Genomic DNA, 21,640 nt, shown 5'->3' with positions numbered 1-21,640 from the left:
CAATCGTCCCGCGTCCCACTTTGGCAATGCAGTATCGGTATGCCACCCAGCCTGGTGTCTTGATGGTGGTACCGATCCAGAAACTCAGTGCTTCTGAACCTCCACATTGGTGTTTTTACATACCACTGGTATGTTAGCTCGACAACCGCAAAGCTAATATGCCCAGATCAAGAACGAGAAATGCTCCCGAAACGCGCGCCGCCATCCTGGAAGCGGCCCGGCAGCGCTTTGCCTCGGAGGGATTCGACGCGAGCCTGTCCAGCATCGTCGCTGATGCCGGAATTACGAAAGGGGCGCTGTTCCACTATTTCGAGAACAAGCAGGCCCTGTATCTTGAAGTCTGGACCAATCTGCAGACCGACATGGCGAGGGATACGCAGAAAGCTGCGCTTGCCAACCGGTCTCCGGACGATCCCTACCAGGCGATCCTGGCAGGGTGCCGTCGCTATCTGGAATGGACCACGCGGCCGGATTTCCAGCGCATTGTCCTGATTGAAGGGCGGGGTGTGCTCGGCATGACGGAATGGATGTCGAATGAGAGAGATGTCGGACGAGAAGTCGTGCGCTCGGCGATCGGGTATCTCGTTCAGCGCGGGTTGATCGCCGACGACCGCGCTTCAACGCTTTCCGTTATTGTGCAGGGGGCGTTGCACGGGGCAGGCCTGGCGCTTGCCCGCAACATAGACGGCGTTACCGTGGATTCGATTTGCTGCGCGCTGGATAGCATGCTGCGCCAGATGAAATAGTCTGTCGCTTACGATATCGGGATCGGTATGCCATCGGTCGCGGGATTGACGCGCCACCAGCCCGCAATCGCGTAGCGCAGGCGCTCGGTGCGCTGCACGGCGTGAGGGATTGTCTCTGATAGCATCATCACGACCCCGCCGCCTTCCGGCACGAGCGTGGCGACATGCGGCGCGTCTTCGCTTGCCCCTTCCGGCCAGACGAGCAGGGCGCCGCCATCGGCTGCGTCCCATGTGTCATTGAGATAGACAACCAGCGACACGATACGGTTTCGCGCGCCTTCAAAACTGTCGAGATGGCGATCATAGAAGCCGCCTTCCGGATAGACGGCGAAACAGGCTTCGAATTCGAACAGGCCCAGCATCAGATGGCGATTGAGCGCCTGTCGCCAGGTTTCGGCCCAGGCCGAGAAGGCGCGCTGCGCATCGCTTGAATCGTCCAGCCAGGTAATGCGGGTCTTGCGAATGGAGCGGTCGACCTGAAAGGCATCGTCGCGGCCAATACCGGCAGGCGCCAGCGCGGCCTCCGCATCCAGCGTCTCGATCTCTTCGCGCAGGGCCCGCAACAAGGTGTCCGGCAGCAGGCCGGGCTGCCATGACCAGCCTTTGTCGGCGAGGTCATCCACCACGCAGCCGATACGGTTGTCACCCGGGAGGGGAGGAGGGGCGATCATCGGTGGGTCAATTGTCGGGAGCGCGTTGGCCGGATCAGGCCTTGTGCGCCGCCATCAGGTCCGCAAAGCGCTGGAACAGGTAGAAGCTGTCCTGCGGGCCGGGGCTCGCCTCCGGGTGATGCTGCACGGAGATGATCGGGCGGTCTTTCACGGCGAGGCCGGAATTCGTGCCGTCGAACAGCGAGCGATGGCTTTCTTCCACGCCTGCCGGAAGCGTCGACGGATCAACTGTAAAGCCGTGATTCATGGACACGATCTCGACCTTGCCGGTCGCCAGGTCTTTTACCGGGTGGTTCGCGCCATGATGGCCTTGCGCCATTTTCATGGTCTTCGCGCCCAGCGACAGGGCCAGCAATTGGTGGCCAAGACAGATGCCGAGGATCGGCAGGCCCTTGTCGATGACGGCGCGGATCATGTCGCCGGAACGCGCGATGGTGGCCGCCGGATCGCCGGGGCCGTTCGAGAAGACCACGCCATCAGGGTTCAGGGCGAAGATCTCTTCGGCGGTGGCATCGCCATTCACGACGCTGGTGCGGATGCCGACCTGGGCGAGGTTGCGCAGGATGTTCTTCTTCACGCCGAAATCCACGACCACGACGTGATGGTCGGCGTTTTCCATGTCGCTGAAACCGCCGGCTACTTGCCAGAGGCGCTGAGCGTTTTCAAAAGGTGTGTCGGTGTCGACATCGGCCGCCAGATCGGCTGTCTCCAGCCCTTGCCAGCCGCGAGCGGCTTCAACCAGAGCATCAAGATCGATATTGCCGTCTGGCTTGTTGCAGATCGCTGCCTTCTGCATGCCTTGCTCGCGTACGAGGCGAGTGATGGCGCGCGTGTCGACGCCGGACAGGGCCACGATGTTGCGGCGGGCCAGCCAGTCGCCGAATTCCTCGCCGGAACGCCAATTGGAAGCCGGTGTGATGGGTTCGCGGAAGATCGTGCCGCAAGCGCCATTTGCGCCCGGCGCCGAGGATTCCTCATGATCGTCAGGGTTTGAGCCCACATTGCCGATGTGCGGGAAGGTGAACAGCACGATTTGGGAGGAGTAGGAGGGGTCTGTCAGGATCTCCTGATAACCTGTGATCGCGGTGTTGAAGCAGAGTTCACCCACATGAACACCTTCGGCGCCTGCGCCTGTCCCCAGGAAAATAGTGCCATCAGACAAGGCGATGGCTCCCGTGGCGGTTGTGCTGGCTTGCTTTTTGCTCTGTTCGGACATATTTGGCTTGCCTTCCGGGATCATTGTCAGACGGTTAATACCTTCTGACGACATATTTTCCGGGTAATGGGACTGAGTCCCCGCAACGTCAAGCATAGTAAGACGTTGTTGGTGTGAAAGGCGTATTTTGAATGGGCCACGAAGACAAATCTGACATGATGACCTTGAAGGCTCGTGTTGCGCAGGCGCTGAATGCGGAACGTGAGAAGGACGAAGGGTGCACGACCCGTTTGTCCACGCTTCGTCTCATCGACGCTGCCATTCGGGACAGGGATGTCTGCGCGCGTGGGCGCGGCGACACCGAGGGTTGCCCGGACGCCGATGTGCGCAACGTGCTGGAAACCATGATTGCCCAGCGTGAAACAGCCGCGCGCGAGCATGATGAAGCCTGCCGCATTGAAGATGCGATGCGCGAGCGCGAAGAAATCGAGATCATCCGGAAATTCCTGCCGGAGCCATTGTGCACCAAGGCGCTGGAAGCCGCCGTGGAAGAAGTGGTCGAGGATCTTGGCGCGACCAAGCTGAAGGACATTGGCCGCTGCATGTCTGCGCTGAAAGAGCGTTATCCCGGCAAGATCGAATCCGGCCCCGCCGGAAAGGTGATGCGCAAGGCGCTCACGGCAAACAAGGAAGCGGCGAAATAAGCCGTACAGAGCTGGTTAATTCTGCGAAAGGTTGGAACTAAGGCCGGGAGCGGTCCGTTTGTTGTGTGTTGATAGACAACGAAAGGACTTTGAAATGAAACGGCTTTTTCCGACTACGAGTGCTGCTGCCCTGATGCTGGGTGCTGCAGCGTGTTCCGGTGCTGAAACCCACACGAAAACCGCTGACAATGACTCGGCTGTGATGACCGAAACAGCGGCTTATGACGCTGAATATGCGAGCGGCGACGCAACCGAGGACGATTTCGATGTCGATACGCGGGTCGCTATGGGCGATGCAGACCAGGCTGAGATCGAGCGTGACGATTACGTGCTCGCCTCCGACGAATTCCTGACATCTGAGCTGATCGGTGAAGACGTCACTGATGCCAATGGCGAGGAAGTTGGCGAAGTTGAAGACGTGCTTCTGGCGTCAGGCAACATGCAGCCAATGCTGGTCATCCGCGATGGATTTGCCGGCGATCTCCACACGGTTTCTTTTGATCAGGCCGAGATCTGGTTTGACGAGGAAGGCGAGCCTGAAGCCCGCATGGACCTGACAGAGGACATGCTGGACGATCTGCAGGAGTTCGAACAGGAAGGTCTGAACGATTATCGTCTCGCGTCCGAGCTGACCGGTACGAATGTCCGCCTCGGCTTCAATGACAAGGATGTTCGCGTGACGGACATGATCATGAAGACGGATGGTACGGCCAAGTACGCCGTGGTTTCGAACGGCATCGTCGATGCTGTCACGGATGAGCGCTTCCTGATCAACCCGGCGAAGATCGTCGTGTCGCAAGGCGACAGCGATGGTGAAATGATGATCGACCTGTCTGAGGAAGAATTTACCAACGCGATGAGCTTTACCGCTGACATCGACTAATTGATCTGACATTTGATCAAAGAAGAGGGCCCTGCTGGCGCGGGGCCCTTTTTCTGTTTTTCCACCGACACATCTGGGCGAGAGCGTTTCCCCGCCGCGCCAATGAAGGTAAACTGCCAAACCATGAGTTCGACTGTCCGCATCCCTGATGGTTTTGTTGATGAGCTGAAGGCCCGTATCCGGCCTTCGGACGTGATCGGCCGCAAGGTGAAGCTGACAAAAAAGGGCAAGGAATGGGTCGGCCTGTCGCCATTCACCGCAGAGAAGACGCCAAGCTTTTACGTCAACGACCAGAAGCGCATCTTCAAATGCTTCTCGTCCGGCATGGGCGGCGACGTTATCAGCTTCGTGATGGAAACTGAGCGCCTGTCCTTCATGGAGGCGGTCGAGAAGCTGGCCGAGGAAGCCGGCATGGAACTGCCCAGGGCAGATCCGCGCGCTGCCGAAGCCTATGATCATCGCAAGCGCCTGCAGGAGGTCTGCGAGGCGGCGGCGGCCTATTTCGAAGAGAGGCTGCAATCCTCTGAAGGTGCCGGCGCGCGGGAATATCTTGAAGGGCGCGGGTTGAAGCCTGCCGCCTGGAAGCGTCACCGGCTGGGCTATGCGCCGGATGATTGGCGCAAGACAAGCGCACACTTGAAGGCCGAAGGCTTCACACAGGCCGAGATTCTTGAAGCGGGCCTGACCAAGGAAAGTGATCGCGGCGGTGAGCCCTATGACGCATTCCGGGGGCGCCTGATGTTCCCCATTCCGGATAGCCGGGGCGGGATCATCGCCTTTGGTGGCCGTGCGCTGACGCCGGATGCGAAGCCGAAATACCTGAATTCTGGCGATACGCCGCTATTCCACAAATCCCGCGTGCTCTACCGCTACAAGGCTGCCCGTGAAGCTCTGGGGCATGGCGAGGGCGGCGGCCTGATTGTCTGCGAAGGTTATATGGACGCCATCGCATTGACCGAAGCCGGTTTCGGACAGGCGGTTGCCCCGCTCGGCACGGCGCTGACCGAGGAGCAGATCAGCCTGCTCTGGCGCGCCGGTCCGGAGCCCGTCCTGTGTTTTGATGGCGACCGGGCGGGGCTTGGCGCAGCCTATCGCGCGGTGGATCGGGCGCTGCCGCATGTCGAGCCGGGGCGGTCATTGTTTTTCGTGCTGCTGCCGGATGGCATGGATCCGGACGACCTGATCCGTGAACGCGGGCCCGTGGCGATGGGCGAAGCGCTGGAGGCGCGCATTCCATTGTCAGAACTGCTCTGGCTGCGCGAGCGCGATGCGGAGCCGCTGGACACGCCGGAGCGTCAGGCGGGACTGGAGGCGCGCCTGATGCAGGCAGCGGCACAGATCAAGCATCCTGGCGTGAAGGCGGCCTATGAGCGCGATCTGAAATCGCGGATGCGAGACCATTTCTGGCAGCTGCGCCAAGCCAAGCGGCAGAATGGATTTACCAAGGGCAAGCCCGGTGGCCGGGGGCAGGGCGGCGCGCCGGCCTTTGGATCGCAGCCTGGCATTCAGGCAAATAAGGGCGGCCGCCAAAACCCCGGCGTGCTTCTGCTGATGCAGGCGGTGATGAGCCCTGCCATCCTGTCCGGCATGGAGGAGATCCTGATTGCAGCCGATTTCCGCAATCCGATGTCGAACCGGCTGCGCGACGTGATTGTCGACTTCCTGATCGAGGATGAGGAGCTCAGCCTGCAGGCCGTGTGTGACCTGCTGGTGCGCGAGGGGCATGAGCATGAGCTGTCGCAGATCGACATGACCCGCATTTCTCGTATTCGCACAGACGAGCCAGCCTACAAGTCCTGGAAGGCTGCCATCGAGGTCTTCATTCCCGTCGACACGGCCCCATCTGCGGACGACGAGGTGCGCCGCCTGAAACTGAAGCGGCGACTGGTGGCAGAGCGGCGCAAGGCGCATGAGGAGCGGGTGCTGGTCGACCAGCAGGAAAAGGCGATGGGCAAGGCCAATATCGGCGATTTCTGGAAACAGTTCGAAGAGAAAAACCCCTGGTTCAAGCAGGATGGGTCCAACGAGTAGGCAATCCGGACCGAAACGCAGGAAAACCTATTGACCGCAACGCATTCCGTGCCCATTTATCGTAACCTGGGAACATGCGCGCTGCCAAATTGCTCAACGACGATCCAAAGACGCCTCTGAACGCGGTCAAAGAACCCGAGGCAAAGGACTGGCCCAAGGCCACCGAGCACCACATGGTAGACGGACGTTCACACGCGGCTGGTTCTGACCGTGGCATGAAAGATGCTGCGTGCGATGGATCGACCCTGTTGTCACCGGTATGGCACAGGCGTCTCAGGCCCGTTGAGAACCGAACGGCCCCACGGGGCCGCATGAACAAGGCAGCAGGATCAGTCAGCGAAAGCTAACAGGGCAGGCAATATTTCGGGAGGGTTCCGGCAGGCGCAGCCGGTTCCTCACAGGAGAGAATTGAATGGCAACAGCCACCAAGAAAAAGAACGTCTCAGGTGACGGCGACCGTGAAGACGACAAGGACAATGAAAACGGCCTGGTCGACTTCAGTGCGACAGACGTCAAGAAGGTCCTGAAACGCGCTCAGAAGCGCGGCTTCATCACGCATGATGAAATCAATGCCCTTCTCCCCAATGACGAGATGACCTCGGACCAGATCGAGGACGTGATGTCCCAGATTTCCGAAATGGGCATCGCCGTGGTCGAGAACGAGGAAGAGGCCGAAGCCGAGGGCAAGGCGCTCACCAAGATCGAAGACAAGAAGGTCGTGGCCAAGAAAGGCAACGCCCGCGGTTCTGACCGGACCGATGACCCGGTGCGCATGTACCTGCGCGAGATGGGCGCGGTGGAATTGCTGTCCCGCGAAGGCGAGATCGCCATTGCCAAGCGCATCGAGGCTGGCCGCGACGCGATGATCCGCGGCCTGTGCGAAAGCCCGCTGACCTTCGAAGCCATGATGGTGTGGCGCGACGAGCTCGTGAATGAGCGGATCCTGCTGCGTGACCTGATCGATCTTGAGGCGACCTATGGCGCGGAAAACCCGCCGCCTGAGCCCAAGCCCAAGGAAGAGGAAGACGAAGCCGACGAAGCGAAAGCCGAAGGCGAAGACTCCTCAGACGATGATGACGAGGATGAGGATGATGCTGCGGCAATGTCCATGTCCGCCATGGAGGCCGAGCTGCGCGATGGCGTTCTGGCCAAGCTGGACGAGATTGCTGACGACTTTGCGAAGTATCGCAAGCTGCAGGACAAGCTCGTTACCCGCCGGCTGGAAGGCAAGGACCTGACGCCGAAGGCGCAGGAAGAGTATGACGAGCTTTCCAATTCCATCGTCGAAAACCTGAAAACGATCCACATCAACAATGCCCGGATCGAAGCGTTGGTCGAACAGCTCTATGCCATCAACAAGAAGCTGATGGGCATGGAAGGCAAGCTGATGCGCATGGGCGATGCCTATGGCGTGCCGCGCAAGGAATTCCTCGAAAACTATTTCGGCCGCGAGCTGGAGCCCGACTGGCTGGACCAGGTCAAAGGCCTGTCTGCCAAGTGGAAACGCTTTGCCGAGGGCAAGGAAGCCGAGATCACCGAGAGCCGGGACAATATCTCCGAGATTGCCCAGGAAATCGGTATTCCGATTGATGATTTCCGCCGCATCGTCCAGACGGTGCAGAAGGGCGAGCGTGAGGCCCGTATCGCGAAGAAGGAAATGGTTGAGGCGAACCTCCGCCTCGTGATTTCCATCGCGAAGAAGTACACCAATCGCGGCCTGCAATTCCTCGACCTGATTCAGGAAGGCAATATCGGCCTGATGAAGGCGGTGGATAAGTTCGAATATCGCCGCGGTTACAAATTCTCGACCTATGCGACCTGGTGGATCCGTCAGGCGATCACCCGGTCCATTGCGGACCAGGCGCGCACGATCCGTATCCCGGTGCACATGATAGAGACGATCAACAAGATCATCCGTACCCAGCGCCAGATGCTGCACGAGATTGGCCGCGAGCCGACCCCGGAGGAGCTCGCCGAGAAGCTGGGCCTGCCGCTGGAGAAGATCCGCAAGGTTCTGAAGATCGCGAAAGAGCCGATCTCCCTGGAGACGCCAATTGGCGACGACGAGGATTCAAACCTTGGCGACTTCATTGAGGATAAGATGGCGCTTCTGCCCGTCGACGCCGCGATCCAGTCAAACCTGCGCGAAACAACGACGCGCGTGCTCGCCTCGCTCACCCCGCGTGAAGAACGTGTGCTGCGCATGCGGTTCGGTATTGGTATGAATACCGACCACACGCTGGAAGAAGTCGGCCAGCAGTTCAGCGTGACCCGCGAGCGTATCCGTCAGATCGAAGCCAAAGCGCTCCGCAAGCTGAAGCATCCGAGCCGCAGCCGCAAACTGCGGAGCTTCCTGGATACTTAAGAGCAGAAGTGTGCCGAACATGAAAAAGGCGGCCCGTCGAGGCCGCCTTTTTTGTGTTTTGTGAGGCGTCTAAGCCTTCAGCGCCTGATCCAGATCTGCGATCAAATCGTCGGCGTCTTCGATGCCGATGGAGAGGCGGACCGTGTCAGGGGCGGCGCCCGCGGCGATCTGCTGGGCCTGTGTCAGCTGGCGGTGCGTGGTCGAGGCTGGGTGGATGACCAGGCTGCGCGCGTCGCCAAGGTTCGCCACGTGGCTGAACAACTGAAGATTGCCGACAAATTTCGTGCAGCCCTCATAACCGTCCTTCAGCTGGACGGTGAACAGAGCCCCTGCGCCTTTCGGGCAGATCTTCGGCACGCGATCTTTGTAGGGTGAGGAGGCCAGCCCGGCATAGGTGACGCCTGCCACAGCGTCATGGCCTTCCAGCCAGGCGGCAATCTTCTTCGCATTTGCGACATGCTTTTCCATCCGCATGGAGAGCGTTTCGATGCCCATCAACGTATAGTGCGCAGCTTGCGGGTTCAGCGTCATGCCAAGGTCGCGCAGGCCGATGGCGATGCCGTGGAAGGTGAAGGCCGCCGGGCCGAACGTCTCGTGGAAATTCAGGCCGTGATAGGCCGGTTCCGGTTGCGACAGAGACGGGAACTTGTCAGAGGCGGACCAGTCGAATTTTCCGGAATCGACAATCGCCCCGCCGGTCACCGTGCCATTGCCGGTCATGTATTTCGTCAGAGAGTGAACAACAAGCGTCGCGCCATGTTCGATCGGGCGGCAGAGATAAGGCGTGGCTGTCGTATTGTCGACGATCAGCGGGATGCCTGCGCCGTCGGCGATTTCGGCAATTGCGTCCAGATCAGTGATGTAGCCGCCGGGATTGGCGATGGTCTCACAGAAGATGGCCCGCGTGTCGTCATTGATCGCAGCCTTCACGGCGTCGAGATCGTCAAAGTCCACAAAGGTGGCGGACCAGCCGAAGCGTTTGAAGGTCTGGCTGAACTGGGTGATCGTTCCGCCATAGAGGCGGGTGGAGGCGACGATGTTGCGGCCCGGCGCCATCAGTGGGAACAGCGCCATGATCTGGGCCGCGTGCCCAGAGGAGCAGCAGACTGCGCCAGCGCCGCCTTCGAGCGCGGCGATCCGGTCGCCAAGCGCGCCAACCGTCGGGTTGGTAAGACGGGAATAGATGTAGCCAACTTCCTGAAGGCCGAAGAGCGCGGCGGCATGGTCCGCGTCGCGGAACACATAGGCGGTCGTCTGGTAGATCGGCACCTGGCGGGCGCCGGTGGCCGGATCCGGGTTTGCTCCGGCGTGAATTTGCTGGGTGTCAAATCCCAATGGCTTGCCGTCGGTCATCGCGGCGTCTCCCTTCCTGTCTCGGCCCTCCGCCGAAACGGGTGGGCTCAGTTGAATGTGTCACACTGGCGTGGATCGCCGGTCTGATAGCCTCGGCTCAGCCACTCCATGCGCTGTTCGGCAGAGCCGTGCGTGAACGCTTCTGGGGTGACGCGACCCTGAGAACGCTTCTGCAGCATGTCGTCGCCAATGGCATTGGCTGTTTTCAGTCCTTCTTCCATGTCGCCGCGCTCCAGCGCAACCCTTCCATTTGATGCCGTGGCGGCATGGGCGGCCCACACGCCTGCATAGCAGTCTGCCTGCAGTTCCAGTGCGACAGAATACTTGTTCGCTTCTGCCTGGCTGCCGGCGCGCTGTTGCGCCTGGCGCACTTGCTGGGACGTACCCGTAAGGGTCTGAACGTGATGACCAAACTCATGCGCGATGACATAGGCGCGGGCGAAGTCTGCGCCGGATGCGCCAAGCTGGGTCTCCATCTGCTGCCAGAAAGACAGGTCCAGATAGATGGTCTGGTCAGCGGGGCAGTAGAAGGGGCCCATCGCGGCCTGACCATAGCCGCAGCCCGTGCCCGTGCCCTGGGAATAGATCACGACATTTGGCTTCTTGTAGCCATCATAGAGGTTCGCCCAGACATCGTTCACATTGGTGCCGACAACATCCACGAACTGGCCGGCCTCATCTTCCGGTGTGCCGACATCGCCGGTTTGCTGCTGGCTGGACATGCCGCTTCCGGCTTCGAGGAGCGGCTGTGGGTCAATTCCGAGAAAATAGGAGACAACCAGGGCGATGAGCACGAAACCGATGCCGCCACCGGCCAGCTTGCCGCCGCTCATGCCGCGCCTGTCTTCAACGTTCCCGCCGCGACGTCCATCTTTCCAGCGCATGTCCCACCTCCGAGCTGATCCAACTATCGTTACTATCTGGATACAGGCTGCGCCAAACCCCGTCATCCTGCAAATTCACGTCGCGATTGATCCTCCGGGTCGGGCGCGATATCCGGAAGGCATGCAGACACAACTCACCATTCAGAGCCGGGGTTCCGGCCTTTACGAATTTACACGCGATGCCGCGGAGTTTGTGGCAGGGGCAGGCGACGGCTTGCTGACCCTGTTCTGCCAGCACACATCCTGCTCGCTCGTCATTCAGGAAAACGCAGATCCCGATGTGCAGCGTGATTTACAGGCATTCTTCCGGCGGCTCGTGCCGCATGCGAATGACCCGTCGATGAGTTACCTTGTGCACCGCACCGAGGGACCGGACGACATGCCCGCCCATATCAAGGCAGCCCTGACACAAACGTCGCTCTCGATTCCGGTGACGGGCGGACGCATGGCCCTTGGCACCTGGCAGGGTATTTACCTGTTCGAACACAGGGACGCGCCGCATAAACGGCGTGTGGTGGCGCACTTCCTGTCCTCAGGCGGCTGATCCGCCCGGCGAAAACGCTTGTTTCAAATGATCATCGAACCGTTCGAAATCGGCTTCGATGTTGGGTGCCTTTGACACGTCGTGCGCAGCAAAGCTGGGGCGGGCTTGCATCCCGAAAAAGCGGAAATTCAAATGGATTGGCCAGAGCAGCTCTTCGACTGACCGACCTTCGAAGAAGACCTGTTCAGGATTATTGAAGGCGGACCCGGGCGCATTCAGGGTCAGTGACAGCATGTAGCGTGTCTCGGTCATCCGACCGCCACTGCCATACTGACGGGAGGGGTCTTTTCGGCTTCGTCCGTCGCCCTTCGACAGGCGTCCGTCCATGCCGGCCGTGTACACTTCATCGAGATAGCGCTTCAGCGGCCAGGGAAGGCCCATGGAATTCAAAGGAAACTGGAACAGGATGGCATCGGCCCAAAGCTGGTTTCGGACTTCTTCTTCCGTGTCCCATCCATCGGCAACACGCCTGGACCGAACAATCCAGCCTGAGTCTTCGAACAGCCTTTTCGCGCGCTCGACAAATGCCGCGTTGAGTGATCCGGAAGACGTTGGAAAGGGCTGGTGCCCATTGATGATCAGGACGTGGTGCATGAAGAGGTTCTGGCATTCCGGAAGACGGGTCTCAACTTCACGGCCTTGTCAGTATCGCTAAGCGAGGTCCTATTCCTCGAATGTAATGCCGTCTGCGTCCGCGCCCAGGTCTTTCAGCGTGCTCTTGATGTCGTCGATCATTTTGTCGGGGCCGCAGACATAGAATTGCTGGTCAAAGTCTCGGACATGGTGTTGGAGGAAACCCTTGTCGATCTTCCCGCGATCAAGCGGCGAGCCGTCCTGGCCCGTGACTGTCCAGATGCAGTCGAGCCCGTCCATCGCCTCGAATTCTTCACGCAGGATAATATCCTTCTCGGCCTTGTGAGAGGCGATCAGGGTGTGCCCGTTCAGCTTTCCGTCGGCGGCGAGCTTTCGCAAGATGGCGATGAAGGGTGTGACGCCCGCGCCGCCTGCAATGAAGACGCCGGGGCCCTTGTAAGTGATCGTACCCCACGCTTCGTCCAGCAGGAGGGCGTCTCCTGCTTGCATCGACCATAGCTCGTGCGTGACACCGTCATGATCGTGGTAGGATTTGATGGTGAATTCGAGCGTGTCCGCATCGGGCAGGGCGGTGAATGTGAAGGGGCGCGTTTCGTCCCGCCAGCCATCCTTGTCCAACGCAATTTCGGTTGCCTGACCGGGCTCGAACTGGAATCCGTCGGGTTTCTCAACACGGTAGCGACGCACATCGTGCGTGACGGGTTCGGTGTGCAGAATTTTGACGGATGTTGGCATGAGGCGCTCCTGAAGGGATATTCGCCTCTATTGACGTGGCCCGGGCCGATTTGTTCCGGTTCAGCCGCCGAGCGCGTGCCAGCGGATCATCGCTTCGCAGGTGTTTTCGCCCTGGAAGGCTGCCTTTGCGCTGCCATTGAATTGGTCTGAGACGGATGCGGCCCACACAGCAGCGGCCGCGTCGTAGGACGTGAAACCGATTTCGGACAGGCCGCGCTCGATCCGGTTGCAGATCAATCCGGCAACATCCGGGTCTGCCGTGTCATTCAGATAGGAGATGCGGTCAGCGAGATCGAGCCGGGAGAAGATGTAATCATACACCGTCAGATCCTCTCCCACATCAAAGGCGAGAATGTCGCCTGACGTCACGCCAGTATAATCCGGATACCCGGCATCGGACACGCCAGCTGTAAAGATCGACGGGATGGGCTGGTCGAGATAGACGGCCCATTGGCCGATCGCGCCCTTCTTGCGTGTATCCTTGATATCGTTCGCATCTGGCATCTGGGCGGACACGACAAGGATGGGTTTGTCCGTCCACGACTTTACGGAGAAGGCGCTGACGGATTGCTCGGTAATGGATTGGCCGAACAATGTGCTGGTGGAGGTGTTCAGGAAGGTCGAGGCCTCCTGCATCAGTGGCGCGTTGAAATAGGTCACCAGCGTGGATGTCGGTGCGATCAGGTTCGCGGCCGTCGTCAATGCGCCCATGACATTGGCACTGGCGGACGATTCCTTCTCGTCCGACAGTTGAAGACGAAAGCGGGCTTCAATCGTCGTGTTCGGACCAACCTTGAAATAGGGGGTTGCATAGACCGAGAGGCTTTCATTCGTCGTCCAGCTTTCCCCCTCGCGATTGTTGGAAGAAAATGTGGACGAGAAGAGCGCATTGGTTGCGGTGATATCCGGCTTCGCCACGTCAAACTCAGCGATCAGTGTGCGGGTGATGCTCCGCGAGGACATCATGCGGGAAATCCAGTTGCGGCTTTCCTTGTCGTAATTGCGGCTTTCGGTTTCCTGGCTGCGCACGCCGGATGTCACACCATCCATGTCGTAGGCGTCCGGTTTCAGCGTCACGATCTGTATTCGAGTGTACCTGTCCTGCAGCATGTCCCCGAACTCGGAATAGACGGCCGCCTCATCAATCGCGACGTCGATATAGGGCAGGTAGTCCTTGGCCGGTACAGCGCCGCTGCTCGCGCGACCGGTATGCCGATTAACGGTCGGGGTAGGGTCGCCAAGGAAATCATTGTCATTCGGGTTCGGGATTCCGCGAACGGGTCCCGAAGGGCTGGTGGGCGAGGTGGATGGCGGCGAAGAGGAGCCGGACGTCGGACTGGAGGCGCACCCGGCCACGATGAGCGATGCGGCCAGGACTGCTGCTGACGTCTGTTTCATGGTGTTGGTCCCCTTAGAAGCTCTCCCCGGCCTTACCGATAGTTAACAGAGGGTTTCGTGGAAGGCGAGCGGTTTACAGGTAAAATCCAGCGATAGGGGAATGTGAGCGGGCACATGATTGACCTCGCGCAAAGGTGAAGCCTGTAGCGGCCAATCCGTCTTTACTCATATTTGCTGCAATGCAATAAGCGCCCTTGCGCGAGGGGGCAGGCCCACCTATATGCTCAATATGAGCAAAAACAGCGCTCATCATAATTCCGGAGGGTACGTCCTTGCTGCTCAATATGCTGAAAGCCAAGCTTCATTCTGCAACCGTTACGCAGTGTGACCTTCACTATGAAGGTTCGGTCTCGATCGACCAGGATCTGCTGGACGCATCCGGCATTCTGCCGAATGAGCGTGTGGATATCTGGAACGTGACCAATGGCGCCCGCATTCAGACCTACGCACTCGAAGCGCCGCGCGGCTCCAAGACGATTGGTGTCAACGGCGCCGCAGCCCGTCATTTCGCCGTCGGCGATAAAGTCATCATCGCGGCCTTTGCGGGCGTAGACGCTGACAAGGCTCGCCAGCATGCGCCGAATGTCGTGCTGCTGGACGATGACAATGTGATCAAGCGCCCGTCCTGATTCAGGCCGGACAGGCTGACGGATCAATTTTTAACGACATCCGCGATAATCTCGAATGAGCGCAGGCGCTTGTCGACATCATACATGTCCGAGACGATCATCAACTCGTCGGCATTCGTGCGTTCGAGCAGCGCGTCGACACCGCGTTTAATCTCGTCACGGTCCCCTATGATGCTGAAATTCAGCATATGCTGGGCGCGGAGTTTCTCTTCCGGTGTCCAATAGGTGTCGATGTCGTCAATCGGTGGCTGGGTAAGCTTCCGCTCGCCGCGCACCAGATTGGCAAATGACATTTGCTGAGATGTAGCGAGATATTTCGCTTCTTCAGTCGTTTCCGCGGCGATGATGTTCACGCCGATCAGCGCATAAGGCTTTTCAAGCTGAGTTGAGGGCTGGAAATTGGCGCGATATGTGGCGAGCGCGTCATCCAATGCCTGCGGTGCAAAATGCGATGCAAACCCGTAAGGCATGCCATAGGCGGCTGCAACCTGGGCCCCGAACAGGCTGGAGCCCAGAATCCAGAGTGGCACATTGGAGTTCGAGCCCGGCACGGCTTCGATCTTCTGGCCGTCTTCGACCGGGCCGAGCCAGGCTTGCAATTCCAGCACGTCCTGCGGGAAGCGGTCGGCGCTGTTCACGTCCCGCCGCAAGGCGCGCAGCGTCATCTGGTCCGTGCCGGGCGCGCGGCCAAGGCCGAGATCGATCCGACCCGGATACAGCGCCTCCAGCGTGCCGAACTGTTCGGCGATGATGTAGGGCGCATGGTTGGGCAGCATGATGCCGCCCGCGCCGACGCGGATCGTTTTCGTGCCCGCCGCGATATGCGACACGACGAGGGAGGTCGCCGCCGTGGTGACCGCCGCCATGTTGTGGTGCTCGGCCACCCAGAAACGCTTGTAGCCATATTGCTCCGCATGCTGGGCGACGCGTCTGGCATCATTCAGGGCGTCCGCGCGGGTAAAGCCCTGGCGCACACGACCAAGTTCGAGAATGGAGAGTTCAGCCACATCAAGGCCCTTTGTCTTGCTCAGCCAAGACATGGGGGCCGCACGCCCGATGCCAAGCCCGCCTCGCGCAGCGGAAGGGGGTGTGTTCAGGGAAAGGCGCGTCCAGCGTTGCCATTCGGCTCCATCATAAATAGTGCGATGTGTCACTTAGAGGGGTTTTATATGCGGGTTTTGATTCTGGCCGTTCTGTCGGCTTGGCTGGGTTTTGGACAGATTTTTGCCAGTGCTGATGTGAGCCACCCGCCGCTTGAATCTTATGGTGAGTTGCCATCTGTCCGCTATATGGATTTGTCGCCGAGCGGAGACCGTGTCGCCTATGCCGAACGACGTGATGGGTCAGATTATCTGGTGACCTTTGATTTTCATACGCGTAAGAAATCGTATCACGTCAAGATTGATGATGTGGCCACGCGTGGCATTTGGTTTGCGGACGAAGACAATATCATCATTCGGGCATCCGAAACGAAATTCGTGATCGGATTCCGCGGGGAGTTCGACTATTCCGGTGCCTTCTCATACAACCTCAAAACCAAGAAACTGAAGTTTCTGTTGCGGGGTACGGACAATATCTATCCAGCGCAGGGTGGGCTTGGAAAGATTGTCGGCGACGACGCAGACCCCGGCTACATCTTCATGCCGGCGTGGATGGGAGACCGCTACTCTGACCCGAACTACAGCCTCGTGCGCGTCAACATGAAGACGGGCAAAGGTCGCCTCTTCAAAAGCGGGACGGGAGATACAGTCGACTGGTTTGTGGATACGGACGGCACCGTGCTCGCGCGGGAGGATTACGACAACGGTTCCGACACTTACAGGGTCTATACGTACCTGAACGGAAACCGGGAGCTGATCTATGAGCTTGAAACGTCGCAGCCGCCGCCGGGTGTAACCGGCATCAAGTCCGACAAGTCTGCACTGATCTTTTCCGACGGCGAAACACACGAGGAATCCGGAAACGTCTACGAACTGGATTTCGACGGCAACAAGACGCCGATTACTCTCGGCGGAAGAGGCGGTATGATCGAGCGGGTCATCCGTGATGGGAACAGGTTCGTTGTGGGTGTCAAATATTCCGGAGCGGTTCCATCCTACACGTTTTTTGATCCAGATGTGGATGCAGCCGTTTCGGGACTGGTGAACCAGTTCTCAACGGCTGCAGTACATCTTGTTTCGTGGACAGATGATTGGTCGAAATTGCTGTATCTGATTTATGGAAGCGATACGCCGGGTAGTTATGTCCTGCAGGATCTGGAGACCGGTCAGATGACGCTGATTGCCGATGAGCGCGCCGACATTCCTCCCGAGGCGATCAGTCAGATGGTGGCCGTCAACTACACCGCCCGTGATGGACTGAACATTCCAGCTATCCTGACCTGGCCCGCCGGCGCCGACCTCCACACTGCCAATACGCTACCGCTTATTGTCATGCCGCATGGCGGTCCGGCATCCCATGACCGGGTGACGTTTGACTGGATGGCGCAGTATTTTGCCAATCGCGGCTATCTCGTCCTGCAACCTAATTTCCGTGGATCGACCGGGTATTCTTCGGAGCATGAAGACCTTGGAAAAGGCGAATGGGGCGGCAAGATGCAGGATGATATAACCGATGGCCTGAATGCGCTGGTAGAGCAGGGATTGGCTGATCCGGACCGTGTCTGCATCGTGGGAGCCAGTTATGGAGGATATGCGGCGCTGGCAGGCGGGGCATTCACGCCGGAACTGTACAGCTGCGTCGTGGCGATTGCGCCAGTGACCGATCTGCGCCCTTTCCTGAGGAATGTGAAATGGGACTATGGGCGCGACCATTGGGTGATCGATTACTGGCAGGAAAATGTCGGCCATCTGGATGACGAGCGCGAGAAGTTGAACTCAATTTCTCCTGCGCGGTCTGCAGATCGCTTTCAGGCGCCAGTTCTGATGATCCACGGCAAGGATGATACAGTTGTGCCAATTAAGCAGAGCGAGATCATGAAGCGAGCGCTCGAGAAAGCTGGCAAGGATGTGACTCTCGTCGAGTTGAAAGGTGAGGATCACTGGCTCTCTGATGGCGATACACGGATCGAAACGCTGCGTGCGATGGCCGGGTTTGTCGATCAGCACATTGGGGCAATTGCCAACTAGGCGCCTTAAAACCCGACAGGCTTGGGCAGGCCCGTGGTGGAGAGGCAGATTGCCTTGAAGCGGCTGCCCATATCCTTTGGATCGATCAGGCGCTGCGCGTTGTTGAAGATAGCCTCGGCATGGTCCGGATTGGCCTCGACCAGTTGGTTCAGGCGCGCTTGTGCGCCGAGCCCCATGAGAAACATGCCTTGCGGGGTTGGGCCTGCCACGTCGAGGCCGATCTTTGTGGCCAGACGTTTCAGGCGACCGAAATCGACATCGACGGTCAGGTCTGTCTCGCCGGGACGGGCGAGGGGGGAGACCTGTTCGCCATTGCTGAAGGCACGCAGGCTGTCGCCAGGTGTCGCGTCGGCGGGCCCATAGTCGACAAAAAGGGCGCGCATCGGCCCAGCGCGCGAAACGAGATCAGCCACCAGCAAATCAAACCCGATCTGGACCTCGACCGCCTCTGAGGTTTCGGCCGCCCCTTCGGGTGCACGTTGTTCGTCTGCCGCCAGGCCGAATGTCAGCTCGCCCTGATCATCCAGCCCGACCACGCATTCGCGCCACTGGCCATCCGCCTTGCGGAACTGGCGGACGGGCAGGCAGTCCAGATACTCGTTCGCGACGAGTATCATTGGTCCGGCAGACACCTTGGCCAGCGTGTCGACGAAGACCGGGTCGTAATCCTTCAGTTTTTCGCCCTGCTGGCTGCGCAGCTCAGGGCTCGGCTCCGCCAGGGTCAGCTGGGCGGCATCAGCGAATTCGCGACCGCCGGCGACGTAAGCAAGGCGCAGCGCATCTGCCATCAGCGTGCCGCGACCGGGGCCGATCTCGACCAGATGGAATGGGTTCGGCGTGCCCATGGCGCGCCATTCATGCACGACCCAGAGGCCAATCAGCTCACCAAACACCTGGCTGACGTCCGGTGCGGTGATGAAATCCGTGCCGAGACCGGGCCGCGTGGCGTAATAGCCTTCCTGCGGATCGTGCAGGGCCAGCTGCATGAACGTTGAAACCGGAATGGGGCCGCCGGTCTCGATCAGGCGGATGATGCGGTCTTTCAGGGTCATGGCAGGTCAGTTCTGGGCAGAGGGCTTTTTCTTGAGCGCGTTCCAGACGAGCCATGCGCCACCGATCCACATCGGGATGGAAAGCAGCTGGCCCATCGTGATCCATTGCGGCAGGCCGTCGACGAAACTGTCGGGCATGCGGAAATTCTCCACGATTGTGCGTCCCGTCGCGTAGATGAGCAGGAACAGGCCGGCGACGAGGCCGGGGCGTTTCAGTGCGCCGAACCGCCAGATCAGCACCGACAACAGGATCAGGGGCAGCCAGCCTTCGAGGACGCTTTCGTAAAGCTGGCTCGGATGTCGCGCCATTTCGCTGCCATTATAGACCCAGTCGCCTGTCTCCCAATTATAGGAGGGCGGGGTTGAGCCCGGAACATAGCCTTCCGGAAACACCATGCCGATGGGCGCGTCGGTGTGGCGGCCATAGAGTTCTGCGTTGACGAAATTGGCAAGACGGACAAGCGCAATGCCAATGGGCGCCACGACGCCCGCCATGTCCCCGATGGAGAGGAGGGATACTTTCCGGCGTTTTGCAAACAGGACCAGCGCAATGGTTACGCCCAGAATACCGCCATGAAACGCCATGCCGCCATCCCAGATCTTGAAGATGGTCAGCGGGTTCTGCGCGATCACGTCAAACTGGTACGGCACCATATAGAACAGGACATAGCCAAAGCGCCCGCCCAGAATGATGCCCAGGATGATCCAGAACATGATGTCATCGAGCTGGTCCTTGGTCAGCGGACTGGTGCCACCGAACAGGTGCGGTCGGCGGATCATGGCCGCGCAATACCACCAGGCGAGGCCGATACCGGCCATGTAGCCGAGGGCGTACCAACGCAGATGGAACGTGCCGAGGCCGAGAAAGCCAAGGTCCAGAGAGACCAGGGCCGGGCTGACATCCGGAAAGGTCAGCGCCGCGGCGGGCAGGAGGGTGGCAGCGAAGCTCATCATATCCAGCATGCAGCGTCTTTTCCCTGTATGGATGAGGACCTATCTGATAGGGGAACCAAACCTTGTCCGCCCGATGCCGCGAAGGAGTAGCCGCATGGCCACAACAAATCCACTGCTAGATGACATTGCTGGCCTGATGACGGGCGCGATGGGCGCTGCACGGGCCGCCAGCGAGGAGGCGAAAACAGCCGCGCAGGCGCGTGTGAAGGGCCTGATTGCGGATATGGACCTTGCGGGGCGGGACGAAGTCGAGGCCCTCAAAACCCTCGCGGCAACCGCGCTGGAGCGGGTGGAAGCCCTTGAGGCGCGGGTGGCTGAGCTCGAATCGGCGGCCAAATCCGAATAGCCCAACCCACAACCAATCACTGCCTGCCTGTTGACCAGGGGTGGACGCGGGTTCGCTGCCGCGTTTCAACAGGGATGGCCATTGGACACGAATCCTGTGTCCATGACTCCAGAGAGCAGGGGAGACTTTCATGAGCCTTGATCTTTCGCGCGAAGAATTTGCCGGAGTGGATCCGCTCGACCGTGTTGAAGAGGCCCTCGAAATCGCAGGGTGGCAACACGAACGCGATGAAGAAGGAACCATTCAGGCGGTCGCCGAGACCCGTTGGGGCGATATGGGCGCGCTGTTCGCGTTCCGTCCTGAGCCGGCTGCAATCCATTTTTCTGTAACTCTGGACGTGAAGCCGGTTGCCGCCAAGCGCAGCCAGCTGTCTGAACTCATCATCATGGCGAATGAGCGCCTCTGGCTTGGTCACTTCGACTATTGGGCCGATGAGGGCGTGGTGATCTTTCGCTACACCTTCTCCATGATGGATCGGGATGAAGCCTCGCTGGGCGAAATCCGTTCGACGATCGCGGCAGCCGTTAGCGCGGTCGACCGGTTCGTGCCGGCATTCAACTTCCTGATCTGGGCCGGAAAGACCCCGCGCGAGGCCATCGACGCGGTCATGTTCGAAACCCAGGGCGAAGCCTGAGCAGGGCCCTATGGCACGGGGAAAATCGATTGTCCTGATCGGGGCCGGGCGCATGGGCGGCGCTTTGGCGGCCGGATGGCTGGCTGGACGGTCAAAGCCAAACCTTGCCATCATTGCGCCGAGACCCACGCCACAGGTTCAGGCCTGGGCGGAGGAGGGGCTGGTCTTTCTCAATCCTGAACCTGCACCAGCGGATATTGTCGTTCTTGGTGTGAAGCCACAGCAATTTGCGCGTGCGGCGGAGGGCATGAAGCCCTTCATCGGCGAAAAAACGCTGGTTGTTTCGGTCATGGGCGGGATCAAGCTGGGCCAGCTTGAGGACGGCCTCGGGACATCTCACGTCATTCGCGCCATGCCCAATACACCGGGAAGTGTCGGCAAGGGTGTCACCTTGCTGGCCGCAGCTTCCTCGCTGGGGCAGGACGATATCGAGGCCGCCCGCAAATTGCTGACGCCGCTGGGACTGGTCGAAGGGCCGATGGACGAAAAGACCATGGTCGCTGCAACGGGTATTTCCGGCTGCGGGCCAGCCTATGTCTTCCTTCTGGCGGAAGTGATGGCCGAAGCTGGTGAGGCGGAGGGCGTGCCGAAGGAGATGGCGGCGCGGCTGGCTGTCGAGACGATCATCGGCGCGGCGGCCCTGATGGAAGAGTCCGGGCAGACGCCGAACGAGCTCAGGAAAATGGTGACTTCACCCGGCGGCATCACCCAGGCAGCCCTTGACATCCTCATGGATGACGGTGGGATGCCTATCTTGTTGAGAAAGGCCCTGCGCGCGGCGGTTACGCGTGATCGGGAGCTTTCGAGGGAACCCGACTAGAGGACGCGAAACC

At 59.7% G+C, this 21,640-nt stretch carries 21 protein-coding genes; 11 read left to right on the top strand and 10 right to left on the bottom strand.

The genetic code is table 11. The features are described from left to right. The first annotated feature begins 158 nt into the window (after positions 1-158). Positions 159-746 (top strand): TetR/AcrR family transcriptional regulator, encoded by a 588-nt coding sequence (locus HY36_RS00670; RefSeq protein WP_035546915.1) that lies wholly within the window; start codon positions 159-161, stop codon positions 744-746. A gap of 8 nt (positions 747-754) precedes the next feature. On the opposite strand, the gene HY36_RS00665 is transcribed toward HY36_RS00670, so the two are convergent. Together HY36_RS00665 and carA are read right to left on the bottom strand one after the other, a co-directional pair. Continuing rightward, positions 755-1,417 (bottom strand): 2OG-Fe(II) oxygenase, encoded by a 663-nt coding sequence (locus HY36_RS00665; RefSeq protein ID WP_035546912.1) that lies wholly within the window; start codon positions 1,415-1,417, stop codon positions 755-757. Between the two features lie 34 nt (positions 1,418-1,451). Then, a complete protein-coding gene (carA, locus tag HY36_RS00660; RefSeq protein WP_035548122.1) occupies positions 1,452-2,633 on the bottom strand; it encodes a glutamine-hydrolyzing carbamoyl-phosphate synthase small subunit in 1,182 nt (393 codons plus the stop codon). Between the two features lie 131 nt (positions 2,634-2,764). Between carA and HY36_RS00655 the strand changes: the two genes are divergently transcribed. The 4 genes from HY36_RS00655 to rpoD all read left to right on the top strand — a co-directional run bounded on the left by HY36_RS00655 (position 2,765) and on the right by rpoD (position 8,556). After that, the gene (locus tag HY36_RS00655; protein WP_241764103.1) at positions 2,765-3,277 is read left to right on the top strand and encodes a GatB/YqeY domain-containing protein; all 513 of its coding nucleotides are present in this window, start codon (positions 2,765-2,767) and stop codon (positions 3,275-3,277) included. A gap of 94 nt (positions 3,278-3,371) precedes the next feature. After that, positions 3,372-4,160 carry a PRC-barrel domain-containing protein gene (locus tag HY36_RS00650; RefSeq protein WP_035546909.1) on the top strand — a complete coding sequence of 263 codons (789 nt, stop codon included), beginning with the start codon at positions 3,372-3,374 and terminating at the stop codon, positions 4,158-4,160. Between the two features lie 123 nt (positions 4,161-4,283). Further along, positions 4,284-6,191, top strand: a complete 1,908-nt coding sequence (gene dnaG / locus HY36_RS00645) for a DNA primase (RefSeq protein ID WP_081805961.1) — start codon at positions 4,284-4,286, stop codon at positions 6,189-6,191. Between the two features lie 412 nt (positions 6,192-6,603). Beyond that, on the top strand, positions 6,604-8,556 hold the full coding sequence (rpoD, locus tag HY36_RS00635; protein ID WP_035546901.1) for an RNA polymerase sigma factor RpoD: 1,953 nt from the start codon (positions 6,604-6,606) through the stop codon (positions 8,554-8,556). A 69-nt stretch (positions 8,557-8,625) separates the two neighbouring features. Here rpoD and HY36_RS00630 read toward each other — a convergent pair whose 3' ends face one another. Beyond that, entirely contained in the window at positions 8,626-9,909 is a 1,284-nt protein-coding gene (locus HY36_RS00630; RefSeq protein WP_035546898.1) for an O-acetylhomoserine aminocarboxypropyltransferase/cysteine synthase family protein, read from the bottom strand. A 47-nt stretch (positions 9,910-9,956) separates the two neighbouring features. Then, a complete protein-coding gene (locus HY36_RS00625) occupies positions 9,957-10,793 on the bottom strand; it encodes a neutral zinc metallopeptidase (protein ID WP_035546896.1) in 837 nt (278 codons plus the stop codon). A gap of 121 nt (positions 10,794-10,914) precedes the next feature. Here HY36_RS00625 and HY36_RS00620 point away from each other — a divergent pair, with 121 nt between their 5' ends. Beyond that, the gene (locus HY36_RS00620) at positions 10,915-11,337 is read left to right on the top strand and encodes a secondary thiamine-phosphate synthase enzyme YjbQ (RefSeq protein ID WP_035546893.1); all 423 of its coding nucleotides are present in this window, start codon (positions 10,915-10,917) and stop codon (positions 11,335-11,337) included. On the opposite strand, the gene HY36_RS00615 is transcribed toward HY36_RS00620, so the two are convergent. The 3 genes from HY36_RS00615 to HY36_RS00605 form a co-directional block, all read right to left on the bottom strand. Next, positions 11,326-11,931, bottom strand: coding sequence for an NAD(P)H-dependent oxidoreductase (locus HY36_RS00615; protein WP_035546891.1), 606 nt, complete (start codon positions 11,929-11,931; stop codon positions 11,326-11,328). The two genes, HY36_RS00620 and HY36_RS00615, sit on opposite strands and share 12 nt — an antisense overlap. Before the next feature lie 69 nt (positions 11,932-12,000). Then, complete coding sequence (locus HY36_RS00610; RefSeq protein WP_035546888.1) at positions 12,001-12,666, bottom strand: FAD-binding oxidoreductase; 666 nt, start codon at positions 12,664-12,666, stop codon at positions 12,001-12,003. A 60-nt stretch (positions 12,667-12,726) separates the two neighbouring features. Next, on the bottom strand, positions 12,727-14,064 hold the full coding sequence (locus HY36_RS00605) for a hypothetical protein (RefSeq protein ID WP_035546884.1): 1,338 nt from the start codon (positions 14,062-14,064) through the stop codon (positions 12,727-12,729). 272 nt (positions 14,065-14,336) lie between these two features. Here HY36_RS00605 and panD point away from each other — a divergent pair, with 272 nt between their 5' ends. After that, positions 14,337-14,693 carry an aspartate 1-decarboxylase gene (gene panD, locus HY36_RS00600; RefSeq protein WP_035546879.1) on the top strand — a complete coding sequence of 119 codons (357 nt, stop codon included), beginning with the start codon at positions 14,337-14,339 and terminating at the stop codon, positions 14,691-14,693. A gap of 23 nt (positions 14,694-14,716) precedes the next feature. Here panD and HY36_RS00595 read toward each other — a convergent pair whose 3' ends face one another. Then, positions 14,717-15,700, bottom strand: coding sequence for an LLM class flavin-dependent oxidoreductase (locus HY36_RS00595; RefSeq protein WP_035548115.1), 984 nt, complete (start codon positions 15,698-15,700; stop codon positions 14,717-14,719). Positions 15,701-15,862: 162 nt separating this feature from the next. On the opposite strand from HY36_RS00595, the gene HY36_RS00590 reads away from it, so the two are divergent. Continuing rightward, positions 15,863-17,821: an alpha/beta hydrolase family protein gene (locus HY36_RS00590; RefSeq protein ID WP_035546875.1), complete on the top strand. Its 1,959-nt coding sequence runs from the start codon at positions 15,863-15,865 to the stop codon at positions 17,819-17,821. Between the two features lie 5 nt (positions 17,822-17,826). Here the strand turns inward: HY36_RS00590 and HY36_RS00585 are convergent, their stop codons facing one another. Beyond that, entirely contained in the window at positions 17,827-18,873 is a 1,047-nt protein-coding gene (locus tag HY36_RS00585) for a class I SAM-dependent methyltransferase (protein WP_035546871.1), read from the bottom strand. A gap of 6 nt (positions 18,874-18,879) precedes the next feature. Next, positions 18,880-19,836 (bottom strand): prolipoprotein diacylglyceryl transferase, encoded by a 957-nt coding sequence (gene lgt, locus HY36_RS00580; protein WP_241764101.1) that lies wholly within the window; start codon positions 19,834-19,836, stop codon positions 18,880-18,882. Positions 19,837-19,921: 85 nt separating this feature from the next. On the opposite strand from lgt, the gene HY36_RS00575 reads away from it, so the two are divergent. From HY36_RS00575 to proC, 3 genes are all read left to right on the top strand, one after another. Next, positions 19,922-20,173: an accessory factor UbiK family protein gene (locus tag HY36_RS00575; RefSeq protein WP_035546869.1), complete on the top strand. Its 252-nt coding sequence runs from the start codon at positions 19,922-19,924 to the stop codon at positions 20,171-20,173. A 130-nt stretch (positions 20,174-20,303) separates the two neighbouring features. Continuing rightward, positions 20,304-20,807: a YbjN domain-containing protein gene (locus tag HY36_RS00570; RefSeq protein WP_035546866.1), complete on the top strand. Its 504-nt coding sequence runs from the start codon at positions 20,304-20,306 to the stop codon at positions 20,805-20,807. 10 nt (positions 20,808-20,817) lie between these two features. Then, on the top strand, positions 20,818-21,627 hold the full coding sequence (gene proC, locus HY36_RS00565) for a pyrroline-5-carboxylate reductase (RefSeq protein WP_035546862.1): 810 nt from the start codon (positions 20,818-20,820) through the stop codon (positions 21,625-21,627). Positions 21,628-21,640: the final 13 nt, after the last annotated feature.

It is taken from the genome of Hyphomonas atlantica corrig., assembly GCF_000682715.1.
Classification (GTDB): Bacteria; Pseudomonadota; Alphaproteobacteria; order Caulobacterales; family Hyphomonadaceae; genus Hyphomonas; species Hyphomonas atlantica.
Note: the sequence above shows the minus strand (reverse complement) of the source record. Positions and strands in the feature narration are given on the sequence as shown.